This window comes from Herbaspirillum sp. Sphag64 (assembly GCF_014192645.1).
GTDB lineage: Bacteria > Pseudomonadota > Gammaproteobacteria > Burkholderiales > Burkholderiaceae_D > Herbaspirillum.
On sequence record NZ_JACHYE010000002.1, the window covers coordinates 427,699 to 442,487 of the forward strand.

Annotated in this window: 14 protein-coding genes; 6 read left to right on the forward strand and 8 right to left on the reverse strand. The window is 55.1% G+C overall.

Annotated features, from left to right (window positions below; all coding sequences use genetic code 11):
• The first annotated feature begins 90 nt into the window (after positions 1–90).
• The 5 genes from pgi to tal all read left to right on the forward strand — a co-directional run bounded on the left by pgi (position 91) and on the right by tal (position 6,435).
• Entirely contained in the window at positions 91–1,755 is a 1,665-nt protein-coding gene (gene pgi / locus FHW66_RS06870) for a glucose-6-phosphate isomerase (protein WP_183379016.1), read from the forward strand.
• A 62-nt stretch (positions 1,756–1,817) separates the two neighbouring features.
• Positions 1,818–3,287, forward strand: coding sequence for a glucose-6-phosphate dehydrogenase (gene zwf, locus FHW66_RS06875; RefSeq protein ID WP_183379017.1), 1,470 nt, complete (start codon positions 1,818–1,820; stop codon positions 3,285–3,287).
• Positions 3,288–3,296: 9 nt separating this feature from the next.
• Positions 3,297–4,151, forward strand: a complete 855-nt coding sequence (locus tag FHW66_RS06880; RefSeq protein WP_183379018.1) for an SIS domain-containing protein — start codon at positions 3,297–3,299, stop codon at positions 4,149–4,151.
• Between the two features lie 60 nt (positions 4,152–4,211).
• A complete protein-coding gene (locus FHW66_RS06885) occupies positions 4,212–5,438 on the forward strand; it encodes an AGE family epimerase/isomerase (protein ID WP_183379019.1) in 1,227 nt (408 codons plus the stop codon).
• A gap of 58 nt (positions 5,439–5,496) precedes the next feature.
• Positions 5,497–6,435, forward strand: a complete 939-nt coding sequence (gene tal / locus FHW66_RS06890) for a transaldolase (RefSeq protein WP_183379020.1) — start codon at positions 5,497–5,499, stop codon at positions 6,433–6,435.
• A gap of 102 nt (positions 6,436–6,537) precedes the next feature.
• On the opposite strand, the gene FHW66_RS06895 is transcribed toward tal, so the two are convergent.
• The 4 genes from FHW66_RS06895 to FHW66_RS06910 form a co-directional block, all read right to left on the reverse strand.
• Positions 6,538–7,389, reverse strand: a complete 852-nt coding sequence (locus tag FHW66_RS06895; RefSeq protein WP_183379021.1) for an ABC transporter permease — start codon at positions 7,387–7,389, stop codon at positions 6,538–6,540.
• Positions 7,390–7,446: 57 nt separating this feature from the next.
• Positions 7,447–8,256, reverse strand: a complete 810-nt coding sequence (locus tag FHW66_RS06900; protein WP_183379022.1) for an ABC transporter ATP-binding protein — start codon at positions 8,254–8,256, stop codon at positions 7,447–7,449.
• 115 nt (positions 8,257–8,371) lie between these two features.
• Positions 8,372–9,421: an ABC transporter substrate-binding protein gene (locus FHW66_RS06905; protein ID WP_183379023.1), complete on the reverse strand. Its 1,050-nt coding sequence runs from the start codon at positions 9,419–9,421 to the stop codon at positions 8,372–8,374.
• Positions 9,422–9,476: 55 nt separating this feature from the next.
• Positions 9,477–10,721 (reverse strand): CaiB/BaiF CoA-transferase family protein, encoded by a 1,245-nt coding sequence (locus tag FHW66_RS06910; RefSeq protein ID WP_183379024.1) that lies wholly within the window; start codon positions 10,719–10,721, stop codon positions 9,477–9,479.
• Between the two features lie 295 nt (positions 10,722–11,016).
• On the opposite strand from FHW66_RS06910, the gene FHW66_RS06915 reads away from it, so the two are divergent.
• On the forward strand, positions 11,017–11,208 hold the full coding sequence (locus tag FHW66_RS06915; protein WP_183379025.1) for a hypothetical protein: 192 nt from the start codon (positions 11,017–11,019) through the stop codon (positions 11,206–11,208).
• A gap of 15 nt (positions 11,209–11,223) precedes the next feature.
• Here the strand turns inward: FHW66_RS06915 and recR are convergent, their stop codons facing one another.
• The 4 genes from recR to FHW66_RS06935 form a co-directional block, all read right to left on the reverse strand.
• Positions 11,224–11,820 (reverse strand): recombination mediator RecR, encoded by a 597-nt coding sequence (gene recR / locus FHW66_RS06920; protein WP_183379089.1) that lies wholly within the window; start codon positions 11,818–11,820, stop codon positions 11,224–11,226.
• 36 nt (positions 11,821–11,856) lie between these two features.
• A complete protein-coding gene (locus FHW66_RS06925; RefSeq protein ID WP_183379026.1) occupies positions 11,857–12,159 on the reverse strand; it encodes a YciI family protein in 303 nt (100 codons plus the stop codon).
• Positions 12,160–12,239: 80 nt separating this feature from the next.
• Positions 12,240–12,566 carry a YbaB/EbfC family nucleoid-associated protein gene (locus FHW66_RS06930; RefSeq protein ID WP_183379027.1) on the reverse strand — a complete coding sequence of 109 codons (327 nt, stop codon included), beginning with the start codon at positions 12,564–12,566 and terminating at the stop codon, positions 12,240–12,242.
• An 85-nt stretch (positions 12,567–12,651) separates the two neighbouring features.
• Positions 12,652–14,703, reverse strand: a complete 2,052-nt coding sequence (locus tag FHW66_RS06935) for a DNA polymerase III subunit gamma/tau (protein WP_183379028.1) — start codon at positions 14,701–14,703, stop codon at positions 12,652–12,654.
• Positions 14,704–14,789: the final 86 nt, after the last annotated feature.

A 14,789-nucleotide genomic window follows, 5' to 3' on the forward strand; every position in this document is an offset into this window, starting at 1 on the left:
TATTGTAGTGAAATTACCTAATAAGTAGTAAATCATGTATAGTGAAGCATCTTCCAATCTCCTCTCAGCCACTAGCCAAGATTGCCGAACATGCCGCACACCGCACCAACTGCTCCCGCCGCACTGACAGCGACACCTGCGTTCCAGAGATTACTGAAGCACCATGCCGAGGTCCAGGACTGGCATATGCGTGACCTGTTTGCGGCCGATGCCAGTCGCTTCGACAAGATGACCGTGAAGGCGGCCGGCATTTTGCTCGATTACTCCAAAAATCGCATAGACAATACTACGCTCAAGTTACTGTTTGAGCTGGCACGCGAACGGTATGTGGAGTCGCATCGCGATGCCATGTTTAGCGGCGAGAAGATCAATTTCACCGAACATCGCTCAGTCCTCCATACCGCCTTGCGCGCACCGCGTGGCAAGGCATTGCAGGTGGCCGGACAAGATATCAATGGCGATGTCCATGCGGTACTCGATCACATCCATGCCTTCGTTGAGCGGGTGCGTGACGGACGCTGGACCGGGCATACTGGCAAGCAGATCACTGACATCGTCAACATCGGTATCGGTGGTTCGCATCTGGGCCCGCAAATGGCCTGTGCCGCGCTCAGTCATTTCTCACATGCACGGTTGACAATGCACTTTGTGTCGAACGTTGATGGCCATGATCTGCATGCGGTGCTGCGGCAGGTGAATCCGGAGACAACGTTGTTCATCGTTGCCTCCAAGACATTTACCACGCAGGAAACCATGATGAACGCGCAATCGGCGCGTAACTGGTTCTTGCAGCATGCTACGGCTTCAGATCTGGCGCGTCATTTTGTCGCGGTTTCTACCAATACTGAGGCGGTGCGTGCGTTCGGGATTGATCCGGAGAACATGTTCCCGTTCTGGGACTGGGTGGGCGGACGTTATTCGATGTGGTCGTCGATTGGTCTGTCGATTGCGCTGGCGATTGGCTTCGACAACTTCAGCGAACTGCTGGCCGGTGCGCACGCAATGGATCAGCACTTCCTGCAGGCACCGCTGGAACAGAACATGCCGGTGATCCAAGCCTTGATCGGCATCTGGAACCGTAACGGCTTCAACAGCGAATCCTTGTCGATTGCACCCTATCACCATGGTCTGCGCCATTTCCCGGCTTATCTGCAACAACTGGAGATGGAGAGCAACGGCAAGCGCATCACCCGTGATGGCAGCAGCGTCGATGTCGCGACCTGCCCGTTCATCTGGGGTGATGTCGGAACCAATGGTCAGCATGCCTTCTTCCAGCTGCTACATCAGGGGACTGATATCACGCCGATCGACTTCATCGCCGTGCTCAAGCCTGCCCATGATTTACCAGGGCATCATGCCGTATTGCTGGCCAATTGCTTTGCCCAGTCCGAGGCCTTCATGCGCGGCAAGCAAGCCGAAGAAGTGCGCGAGGATCTCCGTCAGCAAGGCTTGCCGGAAGAGGAAATCAATTTCCTGCTACCGCACAAGACCTTCAACGGCAATCGCCCCAGCAACACGCTGCTGCTGGAGTCGCTGACACCGGCGACGCTCGGCGCACTGATTGCACTCTACGAGCACAAGACCTTTGTACAGGGTACGATCTGGGGCGTTAACAGCTTCGATCAATGGGGTGTGGAACTGGGCAAGGTATTAGCCAAAACCATCCAGTCGGAACTGGCGGACAAACCGGTTCCCGCGCGCCATGACTGCTCGACCAATGCACTGATCGCACTGGCCAGACAGGCGCTGGGCTGACGTGTTGGCCCCACACACTATCGATCACTCTCTCAACAGATAAAGAACGAGACAAACCTGCTATGGCAATTTCTGACTTTGATTTAGTTTTATTTGGTGGTACCGGCGATCTGGCCATGCGCAAACTGCTGCCAGCTCTGTATGCACGCGACCGTGCCCGCGATCTGGTCGCTAGCGCACGTATCATCTGCCTTGGCCGTGACAACAAGAGCAAGGAAGAATTCATTGCCGTTGTCGAACAGAATTCCAAGCCGCACATCAGCAGCGACACGATGGATCCGGGCATATGGCAGCGCTTTTGCTCACGTCTGGAATATGTATCGCTCAATGCCAAGGAGCCAGCCTCTTATCAGAATCTGGCGGCGGCATTGCGTGACGACCCGGCGATCTCACGCGTGTTTTATCTGGCGACCCCACCGACGCTGTTTTCGATGATCTGCGACAACCTCTCACAATCGGGTCTGGCAACGACTACCTCGCGCGTGGTACTGGAGAAACCGCTCGGGCATGATCTGGCCAGCGCCAAAGACATCAATGCTCAGGTAGGCCGCTATTTCAACGAATCGCAGATTTATCGTATCGATCATTATCTCGGTAAGGAAGCGGTGCAAAATCTGCTGGCGCTGCGTTTTGGCAATGTCCTGTTCGAGCCTTTGTGGCGTCGCGAATGGATCTCCGATGTGCAGATCACGATTGCCGAGGAACTGGGTGTCGGTGGTCGCTTCGATTACTACGACACGTCAGGTGCGCTGCGCGACATGCTGCAAAACCACTTGTTGCAGCTGTTATGTATCGTCGCCATGGAACCGCCCGTATCCAACTCGGCGGATGCCGTGCGGGACGAAAAGCTCAAGGTCTTGCGGTCGCTCAAGCGCTTTACGCCGACGACGCTGGCCATGAATGTGGTGCGCGGGCAATATCGCGCCGGTCATGTCAACGGCACCCCTGTCCCCGGCTACCGCAAGGAAGCCGATGCCAATCCAGAGTCACGCACCGAAACCTTCGTCGCATTGAAGGCGGAGATCGATACCTGGCGTTGGGCTGGCGTTCCGTTTTATCTGCGTACCGGCAAGCGCATGGCGGACCAGTTGGCGGAAATCGTAGTGCGCTTCAAGAGTGTGCCGCATTCCATTTTTACGCAAAATACCAGCGATACCCCGAATTGCCTGGTGATTCGTCTGCAGCCGGATGAAGGCTTGCATATGAACCTGATGGCCAAGACACCCGGTGATGGGATGCGCCTGAAACCGGTTGAACTGGAACTGGATTTCCGCGAAAAATTCAAGACTCCGCGCATGGAAGCCTACGAGCGTCTGCTGCTTGATGTATTGCGCGGTCAGCTGACGCTGTTCATGCGCAGTGATGAGCTTGAAGCTGCCTGGGAATGGGTAGAGCCGATCCTGGAATACTGGGACCGCGAAGAAACCGATCCCATTCCTTACAGTGCCGGTACCTGGGGCCCGGCGGCGGCCAGCGCCCTGATTGGCAGAGACGGTTTGCAATGGCGCGAAGAAGCGCTGCCGGAGGTATAAGCTATCACCATGCTGCTCGACTCCATTCGCACGCACATCAACTCGCTCTCGAAGTCGGAGAAGAAGGTTGCTGCTGCCATCCTGGCCAATCCGCAACTGGCGCTGTCAGAAAATCTGACCGCGCTGGCCAAGAACGCCGAAGTCTCGGAGCCGACCGTGATCCGCTTTTGTCGCGCCATCGGTTACGAAGGCTGGCACGACTTTAAGCTGAAGCTGGCGCAGAGTCTGGCGCTGGCTTTGCCCGGTGCCAACGAATCACTGGGTCAGGATGATCTGGCGGTGGATCTGGTCAACAAGATCTGCAGCCGCTCAATCAATACCTTGCTGGACTTACGTAACCATCTCAATCCGGATGCGATTCAACTGGCGCTGGATGTACTGGCACGCGCCAGCAAGATCGAGTTCTATGGTCAAGGTACCTCGGGTATCGTCGCCAACGATGCGCAACACAAGTTCTTCCGCTCGGGCGTGCCAACCGTGGCCTACTCTGACCCGCATATTCACAGTATTGCGGCCGCCCTGCTCAAACCCGGTGATGCAGTGGTAGCGATCTCCCAGCGCGGTGGCAATGCCGCGCTATTGCGCAGCGTACAGCTGGCGCGCCGGGGCGGCGCTGATATCATTGTGCTGGGACCAAGTGGCACGCCGCTGGCCGAACTGGCAACCGTGCTGGTACCGATTGACCTGAGTTTCAATATTGACCCCTACACGCCGATTTCTGCCCGTCTGGCGCATCTGGTCGTGATCGATATTCTGGCAGTCGGGCTGGCCTTGCGACGTGGACCGGAATTCCGTAAAAAGATGCAAAATGCCCAAAAATCCCTGCAGAAATTTGACATGCAATTCGATTCATTTTTTCGCTGAATTTTATTGATTACTGTTGATTTCTGTTCACCCTTACCCGATACGACGCCGACATTTTTCATGACTGCCGCTTCAGCACTCACTTACCGCGACCCTGCCTTCGTGCAGCAGCGACTGCAACGCGATATCGATTTCTTCACCAGCCACGCCTTCGATCCCAAGGGTGGCTTTTTTCATTATCTCAACGATGACGGCAGCGTCTACGATGCTGCCAGCCGGCATCTGGTCAACAGCACCCGGATGGTGTTCTGCCACGCACTGGCCTATCGCCAAAGCGGTAAGGAAGCGCATCGCGAGGCGGCGCGTCATGGCCTGCGTTTTATCGAAGAAAAACATTGGCAAGCCGACTATGGCGGCTATGCCTGGGTACTCAATGATGGCTTGCCGGTAGATCGCACCCAGCACTGCTACGGTCTGGCTTTCGTCCTGCTGGCCTATGCCCATGCATTCGATATTGGCATTACCGAAGCGCAGGATGGTATTGGTGCCACCTTCGCGTTAATGGAAAAACTGTTCTGGTCCGAGCAGGATGGCCTCTATGCCGACGAAGCAACACCGGGTGGCGAGGTCGCCAGCTATCGCGGCCAGAATGCCAACATGCATAGCTGCGAGGCACTGCTGGCAGCTTTTGAAGCGACCGGTGAGTTGCGCTACCTGCATCGTGCCGAACGGCTGGCGCGCAACATCACCGTGCGTCAAGCGGCGCTGGCCAATGGCTGGATCTGGGAGCATTACCATGCCGACTGGCGCATCGACTGGGACTATAACCGTCACGACAATACCAATATGTTCCGGCCCTGGGGGTATCAACCAGGTCATATGACCGAATGGGCCAAACTGCTGCTGATTCTGGAACGCCATGCGGCGCACCTGCAGGAAGACGCTGGCTGGCTAGTGCCACGTGCGCAGGCCTTGTTTGATGCCACCATCCCGGTTGCCTGGGACCAACAGCATGGCGGGCTGGTGTACGGCATTGCGCCTGACATGCAGGTCTGCGATGGCGACAAGTATTTCTGGGTGCAAGCAGAGTCGATGGCGACCGCCGCGCTGCTGGCGCAACGGACTGGTGTCGAGCTGTACTGGGAAGTCTATGAGGGACTGTGGGCCTACAGCATGGCGCAGTTGATCGATGTCGAACGCGGCGGCTGGTACCGCATCCTGCAACGCGACAACACGCGCTACGGTCCCGAGAAGCCACCACATGGCAAAACCGATTTCTATCATCCACTGGGAGCATATCTGGAGTCGCTCCAGGCACTCGGTGCACCCTTGCCCAAACGTCGCTAACTCGGGTACCTTGGATAGCAACACCATACAACCTACAACCGACCAGAGACTACATGCCATGAATCAGTTAGCGCAACTCAAGCAGTACACCACCATCGTCGCCGATACCGGTGACTTCCAGTCAATGAAGGCGTTCGCACCTCAAGACGCCACGACCAATCCCTCACTGATCCTCAAAGCGGTACAAAAGGACGAGTACAAGCCCTTGCTCGAGCAGATCGTACGTGCTCATCCACAGGCAGCTGTGAGTGAAATCATTGATCAGTTGCTGGTCGCTTTCGGACTGGAAATCCTCAAATTGGTACCGGGCCGTGTGTCGACCGAAACCGATGCACGTTTGTCCTTCGATACAGCTGCCACAGTCACCAAGGGCCGCAAACTGATTGCGCTGTATGAACAGGCTGGCATCAGCCGCGAACGCATTCTGATCAAAATCGCCTCCACCTGGGAAGGTATTCGCGCCGCTGAGATTCTGGAGAAGGAAGGTATTCATTGCAACATGACCCTGCTGTTCTCGCTGCCGCAGGCAGTCGCATGTGCCGAAGCAGGCGTGAAGCTGATTTCGCCGTTTGTCGGCCGTATCTATGACTGGTTCAAGAAATCAACCGGGCAGGAATACAGCGGTGCTAACGATCCCGGCGTGCAGTCAGTGCGCAGCATTTATGATTACTACCGTTACTTCGGCTATGCCACTGAAGTCATGGGTGCGAGCTTCCGCAACACCTCGCAAATTATTGAACTGGCTGGCTGCGACCTGCTGACCATCAGCCCTGATCTGCTCAAGCAACTGGCTGACAGCGACGCACCTGTGAGCCGCAAACTGACGCCTGCAAAAGAGGATAAGGGATCAATCCAGCGTCTGGTCTTCGATGAGCAGGAATTCCGTCTGCAGCTCAACAACGATGCCATGGCGACCGAGAAACTGGCCGAAGGTATTCGCCTGTTTTGTGCTGACACCGTAAAACTGGAACAGATTGTGCAAGCCAGCAAGGCTTGATAAGCGGTAAGAGGAAAGAAAAACGGAGGCGAATCTGCATGGATCCGTCTCCGTTTTCAATTAGCGACGCCATTGATCGTCAGAACCGAAAAATGATTGACTTTACAGCTTCTCCGTCTCGCCGGATTTAGGCTGCCATTTCATGAGCCGTTTTTCCAGCAGCCCGACTGCGGAATCGAGTACCAGTGCAAAGATAGTCAGAACGACGATACCTGCGAACACCGTATTGACATCAAAACTGCCTTCGGCCTGCAAGATCAGATAGCCGACGCCACGTGCCGAACCAAGATATTCGCCAACAACGGCACCGACGAAGGCCAATCCAATCGAGGTATGCAGACTGGAAAATACCCACGATGTTGCAGATGGCAGATAGACGGTACGCAGTAACTGACGCGCATTGGCACCCAACATGCGGGCATTGGCCAATACGATCGGGCTGACTTCCTTGACTCCCTGGTAGACATTAAAGAACACCACAAAAAATACCAGGGTCACCGCTAATGCCACCTTGGACCAGATACCCAGCCCAAACCACATCGCAAAGATCGGTGCCAGAATCACCCGTGGCATCGAATTGGCCGCCTTGACATAGGGATCAAGAATGGCTGACGCCAGTGGTGACAATGCCAGCCACAGACCAAAACCCAAACCAAGACCAGTACCAACGATAAATGCCAGTACCGTTTCTGTGAGGGTGACCAACAGATGTGAATAAATCTCAGCCGGGAAATTGAGCGTAAACAAGGTGAAGTCACCAAAACCGACTTCCAGTGAGCCACTACCGACCGTGAACCATTGCCAGATACGTACAGCGACTTTTAACGGTTCACCAAAGAAGAAAGCAGCCTGCTCGTTGCGCGTGCCGACATGCCACACCACCAGAATTAGCAGCAACAACAATAATTGCCAGAAGCGCAGATTTTTATGACTTGGTTTGAGGAGTTTCCACATGATGTTTGATCGTAAATAGCTGATATGTCTGATATGTCTGATGCGCGAAGTGCGGTGTCAGGTCGCTGTCTTTTGTTGCTGATAGCCTTTGAGCACTTCATCGCGCAAGACGCTCCAGATCTGCTGGTGCAACTCGACAAAACGCGGATGGGTACGAATCTCGGCAACGTCGCGCGGACGTGGCAGGTCGATCACGAATTCACCAATTGGATGCGTGGCCGGGCCGGCCGACAGCACCACGACGCGATCCGACATCGCAATCGCTTCATCGAGGTCGTGAGTGATAAAGAGTACAGCCTTTTTCTTGGCATTCCATAGCTCTAGCACTTCGTTTTCCATCAATTGACGGGTCTGGATATCGAGCGCTGAAAACGGTTCATCCATGAGAATGATGTCTGGGTCCATCACCAGCGTTTGCGCCAGTGCCACCCGCTTGCGCATGCCACCGGAGAGCTGATGCGGATAACGATCTTCAAACCCCTTGAGTCCCACACGCGCCAGCCATTGCTTGCCCAGCTCCTGCGCCTGCGCTTCGTCCATGCCGCGGTATTGCAGGCCGGCGATAACATTGTGCAGCGCGCTGCGCCACGGCATCAGCGCTTCAGCCTGAAACATGTAACCGGCACGCGCATTGATGCCGTTCAGGGATTCACCGAATATCTTGACGTTACCCGATGAGGGTTGCAGCAATCCGGCGCTGACATTCAACAAAGTAGATTTGCCGCAACCGGTCGGTCCCACCACGGAGACAAACTCTCCCGGCGCAATTGCCAGCGTAGTATTGGCAACAGCGGTGTAACGTTGCGAGCGATCATCTTTGGAGACGAAAGTGCAGGTGATATCGTCAAGAAAAAGTGCGGGCGTCATAGAGAGGGAAGTAGCAGCAGAAGAGATGCAGAATAAGAATCGATGGATGAGATTGCGCCACTACTGGCAGCACGTGCAATCACGAGAGTCACTGCACGTGCTTCGAAATACGTACTTACTTGTATTTCGCGTCTGCCTTTTTGGCGAAGTCATTGGTGTAGGTTCTGGAAAGGTCGATCTTCTTGCTGGCCAGTTCCGTATCGAATGCTTGCAGCGTCTTGAGTGCAGTGGCAGGACCGGCATCGGGCATGAGGCCATCGGGCGAGATCGCTTCACGCACCTTCAGGAAAGCAGCGATGTAGAGTGCACGGTCACCCAGCAGATAGCTTTCAGGTACAGCCTTGATGATATCGGAAGGGCCTGCCTTCTGAATGAAGCGCAAGGCACGCACCATCGCATTGGCCAGCGCCTGGGTCGTATTGGGATATTTTTTGACGAAGGCTTCTGAGGCATACAGCGTCGCTGCCGGCATCGGGCCACCAAATACCTCGTTGGTATCTTTCAGGGTGCGGGTATCGGCAACGACCTTGATTTCGTTCTTTTGTTCCAGCATGGCGATGACCGGATCAAGATTGGCAATCGCATCGATCTGACCGGAGCGGATCGCGGACAGTGCTCCTGAGGCGGCACCAACACCGATGAAGGAAACGTCGGTCGGCTTCAGACCTGCCTTGGCCAACACGAAACTGGCCATGATGCTGGTCGATGAACCGGGTGCGGTCACACCGATTTTCTTGCCCTTGAGATCGGCAATGCTCTTGTAGTTGGGCATGGTCTTGTTATTGACCGCCAGCACAATCTGCGGGGCCCGGCCTTGCAACACGAAAGCGACAATCGGCTGGTTCTTGGTCTGCATCAGGATGGTGTGTTCATACGCACCGGAAACCACATCTGCGCTACCACCAACCAGCGCCTGCAATGCCTTGGCACCACCGGCGAAGTCGGAAATCTCGACCTGCAAGCCTTCATCCTTGAAATAGCCGAGCTGCTCGGCGACCGTCAACGGCAGGTAATAAAACAGATTCTTGCCGCCAACGGCGATAGAGACCTTGGGTTTCTCCAGCGTCTGCGCAAACAGTTCATGATTGAAGCTGAAATAACCAGCCAGGAAAAGCGCCAGTGCGATGGCCAACTGCTTTAGACTTAGTTTGAAATTGGGTTTCATGTCACCTCCTCGTGGGATTGTTATTGGACCTGCCAGAAGGCCCTTATGCGCAGGATCAGATTACCCTGTCTTGTTTTAACTGCGCAATTTGTGCGTCATCATACCCCAGCGAACGCAAGATTTCAGCGTTGTGCTCACCCAGTGCGGGACCAATCCATCGGGTTACCCCAGGCGTCTCCGACAGTTTGGGCGTGACCGCTGGCAATGTCAGCGGCGCCCCATCTGCAAAGGCATGTTGCTCGAACATGTTGCGCGCCAGGAATTGCGGATCACTCATCATGTCGCGTACGGAATAGATTTTTCCGACAGGTACGTCTGCGGCCTGCAGCAGCGCCATAGCCGTATCAATGGTCTGCGTGTCGCACCATGCCTGTATTGCCTGATCAATGTCGGCGGTGCGCGGTACGCGGCCATCATTGCGTGCCAGTTGCGGATCATCGGCCATGTCTTGCCGCCCGATGGCAATCATCAGACGCTTGAAGATGGCATCGCCGTTGCCAGCGATAACGATATTCTTGCCGTCACCGGTGGTATAGGTATTGGAAGGTACGATCCCGGGCAAGGCGCCACCAGTGCGCTCGCGCACCACGCCAGCCTGGGCGTATTCGGGCACCAGAGACTCCATCAGATTGAAGACCGATTCGTACAAGGCAACGTCAACCATCTGCCCCTGCCCTGCCTTGCAATGCTCGCTTTCCTTGCCGTTCCAACGTCCCCCGGTGACATCCCGATGGCGCAGCGCCAGCATTGCACCGATCACACCGTGCAGCGCAGCGATCGAGTCGCCGATGGAAATCCCGATACGTACCGGTGGCCGATCCGGATAACCGGAGACATGGCGAATTCCGCCCATCGACTCGCCAATGGCACCAAAGCCCGGCAAATCGCGCAATGGGCCAGTCTGGCCATACCCTGAGAGGCGCACCATGATGGTGGCAGGATTGCGCTGCTTGAGATCGGCGTAACCGAGGTTCCACTTCTCCAGCACACCGGGACGATAATTCTCAATGATGATGTCAGCTTCCAGCGCTAGTCGCAGCGCAATTTCCTGCGCACGCGGATTCTTCATGTTCAGCGTCAGGCTCTTCTTGTTGCGTGCCTGCACAGACCACCACAGCGAAGTCCCATCCTTAAGCACTCGCCATTGACGTAAAGGGTCACCAGTTTCCGGTGCTTCGATCTTGATGACCTCGGCACCAAATTCGGCCAGCATGCGCGAGCAGAAAGGTCCTGCAATAAGGGTACCGAGTTCAAGAACTTTGATGCCGGACAATGGACCGGTAGATGTCTGGTGTTTCATGATTTTTTGCGCAACGTGTTGTACTTCACGTCTGCTCTCCTATCAATTCTTGTTCTATGCTGATTCAGGATTACACCACATGGTGCTCGGCAAGTTGGATGATCCCATGTGGTCGCAGAATCCATCTTGTCTCTGAGCACTACGTTCGATTTTACGGGACCGGTATTAAAGCTATTGAGAAATATCTGACTAACTTACAAAAAACACGCACGGAGTGCAAAAGAAATGGAAAGTGATAATCAATTGCAATAATCTGAAATACCTTTGCTGGAATGGCAATATTCTGGCGAGATACATGAATGACTACACAGAAGGAGTTTTAATGGTGAAAATATTAAAAATGACTATCGTTATAGGCTTGCTGTCCTATGGCAGCATCGCTGCTGCTGAAAGTACAAATCCGGCTTGCTATATTGATGCCCGTGGTTACCTTTGTTGCCCTTGGAACGGCAACGTAGAGTGCGATCCTGCAACTGGCCCAGACTAGTACATTCGCACCTTATTATGTCGTGCGGCGGTCCAGCATGGCGCGTGCAATAGTGCCTGCATCGACATATTCCAGTTCGCCGCCGACCGGCACGCCGCGTGCCAGGCGGCTCACTTTTAGACCTCGCGCCTTGAGGGTCTCGCTAATGTAATGGGCAGTGGCTTCTCCTTCGTTGGTGAAATTAGTGGCCAGCACAACTTCGGCGACAACACCATCGGTGGCACGCGTAATCAGCTTTTCGAGATAGATGTCCTTGGGGCCGACACCATCAAGCGGTGATAGTCTGCCCATCAAAACAAAATAGAGTCCCTTGAACGTGAGTGTCTGCTCAATCATCAATTGGTCGCCAGGCGTCTCGACGACACACAGCACGGTGTTGTCACGTTCGTTGTTCTGACAGGTATCGCAGATGACTTGCTCGGTGAAAGTATTGCAGAGTGCGCAGTGGCGAATCGTTTCAGCCGCACGCGCCAGAGCGCGACTCAACTGCAGCGCACCATCGCGGTCATGCTGCAACAGATGGTAGGCCATGCGCTGCGCGGACTTCGGACCAACGCCGGGGAGCGTACGCAGTGACTCGGTGAGCAAGGTAAGACTGGACGGCGTTTTCAATTGTGCTTTGCGTTGTTCCATAGACTCCTGCATTGCCTAGCTTCGCTCCGTGCTGTAGCGAAATGCAGACAGGGCTTCGGCCGTCATGGACGGCACGAATTCGATGACTTCATAGTCGGCAACACCACCAACAAAAAAGGGATCGGTCTCAATGATCGCCTGCACTTCGGCGCGGTCAGCGGCGTCGGCGATGATCACGCTGCCGGTGCGGGGGATTTTACGGCCCGACATCAAAAACACGCCATCTGCATACTGTTCATCCATGAATTGCTTATGCGCTGTCAGCAAGGCATCTACTTCACCTGCCGACTTGGTATAGGTAATCGAGATAACGAACATGATGCCTCCTTGTGGGCGTGTTGTTACGTCTGACTGTATTGTCACAGCTCCAGCGCGTTTTACCGCACCGTTTTCCGATCTCAGAACGGCATCTTGAAACCTGGTGGCAATGGCATTCCTGCGGTCACACCTGCCATCTTTTCCTGAGTCGTTGCTTCTGCCTTGCGCACAGCATCGTTGAACGCTGCCGCTACCAGATCTTCCAGCATATCCTTGTCGTCCGCCAGCAGCGATGGATCGATGGCAACACGCTTGACGTCATTCTTACAGGTCATTACTACTTTGACCAGCCCGGCACCAGACTGTCCTTCGACTTCGATCAATGCCAACTGATCCTGCATCTTCTTCATGTTGTCCTGCATTGCCTGGGCTTGTTTCATCAAACCTGCGAGTTGGCCCTTCATCATGATTACACTCCTTGATAATAAGTTGATTCGTTTTTACATTCACGCCGTGGAAAAAGCACAACGCTGAGTACGTTTTTTTAGCGCTTCAGTTCAGGATGGGGTGGATGGAGCCAGGGACAACTGTCGCGCCAAACTCCCGCATCAGCGTCTGCACAAAAGGGTCGGTCTGTATTGTCATCTCTGCCTCCCGCTGCCGTTCGGCACGGTCAGCCTGGGCTCTGGCATTGGCGGTATTGCTCACGGCGCCGATTTCAGTCTCGACACGTACAGCACGGTTGAAACGCTCACCAAGTGCAGCGCTTAATTTTTCGACATTACCAGCGGCCCTCAACGTTTCCACCGGGATACGCAGATACAAGCAGAGTGTGTTGCCCTGCAAGTCACAACGGATCAGTTCACTTTGCTGTGCCATCTGCTGCACCATGCCACGCAAGGGCAACTCCGCCGACAAATGTGGCCAGTTACCATCCCAACCAAGTTCGGCGGCGATCTGCGCTGTTTGCGCCGCCATCGCTGGCGTAATCGCATTGGCTGGTGCTGGTGCTGACGCTGGAACGGGACGCTCGGGAGACGCTGGTGATACGCCATCACTGCCAACGTCTACTGCGGGCTGCTCAGTTTTTTTTTGAGCGTTGCCAGCTGCCGGTTCTTCATCCCATGGTGGCTGTACATTTTCAGCCGCAGGGAAGGTCGTAGCCGCGGTAGTTTGGACAGGTGCTGCAGGTACTGAGACCGCTGGGGGGGCCGGCGATGCTGCCACTGGTTTCGGGCTACTCTTGCCAGAGGCAACACGCGCTGCTTCCAGTGCCGCGGCACGAGCCGATGCCGCCGGGCCCACCGGCGCCGCTGCAGGTGCAGATGCAGCGGAAGATGCCACCATCGGCGCACGTGCCACCGGTGTACTGGCGGTGGCAACCTGCGGTGCAGCACTCAAAGGAGCAACTGCCGGTGCATTGCGTGGAGGTGCAACATTCACGCGTGCCGGAGATGTTGTATTGCCACCAGAGACGCCATTGGCAATGCTCGCTGCATTGGCTGCTACCGGGCGAAACGCCAGCATACGCAACAGGGTCATGCTAAAACCAGCATACTCATCCGGCGCCAGACCAAGCTCATTACGCCCATGGACTGCAATCTGATAAAACAGCTGCGCTTCTTCAAGATTGAACTGCGCCGCCAGTCGCACGATATCTTCGCGCTGAGGAAGGTCCTCGGCCAGCGCTGCCGGGACAGTCTGTGCCAGCGCAATCTGGTGCAGTAAGGTCGCCAGATCCTGCAAGGCTGCGTTATAGGAAAGACTGCGCGTTGCCATCTCGTCAGCCACTGCCAGCAAGGCCTGACCATCGTGCGTAGCGAGTGCATCGAGCACGCGGATCAGATAGGATTGATCGAGAGCTCCCAGCATGCCCTGCACCGCGTCGAGCGTCACTTTACCGGCAGCATAGGCAATTGCCTGATCAGTCAGTGACAAGGCATCGCGCATGGAACCATGCGCACCTTGCGCGAGGAGACGCAAGGCGGGGGCTTCGAATTCGATATTTTCCTGACCAAGAATATTGTCAAGATGACTGATGATGTGACCCGGGGGCATCTGCTTGAGATTGAACTGCAGACAACGCGACAGCACGGTCACGGGAATTTTTTGCGGATCGGTGGTCGCCAGAATGAATTTGATGTGCTCAGGCGGCTCTTCGAGCGTCTTCAACATTGAATTGAAGGCATGATTGGTCAGCATGTGCACTTCGTCAATCATGTAGACCTTAAAGCGCGCATTCGAGGGAGCATAAACCGCTTGCTCGAGCAACTGCGCCATTTCATCGACACCACGATTGGAGGCAGCGTCCATTTCGATATAGTCGACAAAACGCCCAGCATCGATCGCTGTGCATGCCTCACACACGCCGCAAGGTTGCGCAGTAATACCACCATTGCCATCTGCACCGCGACAATTGAGCGACTTGGCGAGAATCCGCGACAGCGTTGTTTTGCCCACACCCCGGGTGCCGGTAAATAAATAGGCATGATGTAACCGCTGTTGCTCAAGTGCGTGGGTCAGCGCACGCACGACGTGTTCCTGCCCGACCAGTGTTTCAAAACTGCGGGGACGGTATTTGCGGGCTAGAACTTGATAGGACATGGGCTTGGGCAATCAGGCAACAACATTGGATCAGGTGGGCATTTTATTCTATTTCCATGCCCACCAGCTTGCGCGATACAGCAACC

Coding starts and splice junctions, on each gene's coding strand:
- pgi (WP_183379016.1), top strand. CDS start 91: ATGCCGCACACCGCACCAACTGCTCCCGCCGCACTGACAGCGACACCT.
- zwf (WP_183379017.1), top strand. CDS start 1,818: ATGGCAATTTCTGACTTTGATTTAGTTTTATTTGGTGGTACCGGCGAT.
- FHW66_RS06880 (WP_183379018.1), top strand. CDS start 3,297: ATGCTGCTCGACTCCATTCGCACGCACATCAACTCGCTCTCGAAGTCG.
- FHW66_RS06885 (WP_183379019.1), top strand. CDS start 4,212: ATGACTGCCGCTTCAGCACTCACTTACCGCGACCCTGCCTTCGTGCAG.
- tal (WP_183379020.1), top strand. CDS start 5,497: ATGAATCAGTTAGCGCAACTCAAGCAGTACACCACCATCGTCGCCGAT.
- FHW66_RS06895 (WP_183379021.1), bottom strand. CDS start 7,389: ATGTGGAAACTCCTCAAACCAAGTCATAAAAATCTGCGCTTCTGGCAA.
- FHW66_RS06900 (WP_183379022.1), bottom strand. CDS start 8,256: ATGACGCCCGCACTTTTTCTTGACGATATCACCTGCACTTTCGTCTCC.
- FHW66_RS06905 (WP_183379023.1), bottom strand. CDS start 9,421: ATGAAACCCAATTTCAAACTAAGTCTAAAGCAGTTGGCCATCGCACTG.
- FHW66_RS06910 (WP_183379024.1), bottom strand. CDS start 10,721: ATGAAACACCAGACATCTACCGGTCCATTGTCCGGCATCAAAGTTCTT.
- FHW66_RS06915 (WP_183379025.1), top strand. CDS start 11,017: ATGAATGACTACACAGAAGGAGTTTTAATGGTGAAAATATTAAAAATG.
- FHW66_RS06925 (WP_183379026.1), bottom strand. CDS start 12,159: ATGTTCGTTATCTCGATTACCTATACCAAGTCGGCAGGTGAAGTAGAT.
- FHW66_RS06930 (WP_183379027.1), bottom strand. CDS start 12,566: ATGATGAAGGGCCAACTCGCAGGTTTGATGAAACAAGCCCAGGCAATG.
- FHW66_RS06935 (WP_183379028.1), bottom strand. CDS start 14,703: ATGTCCTATCAAGTTCTAGCCCGCAAATACCGTCCCCGCAGTTTTGAA.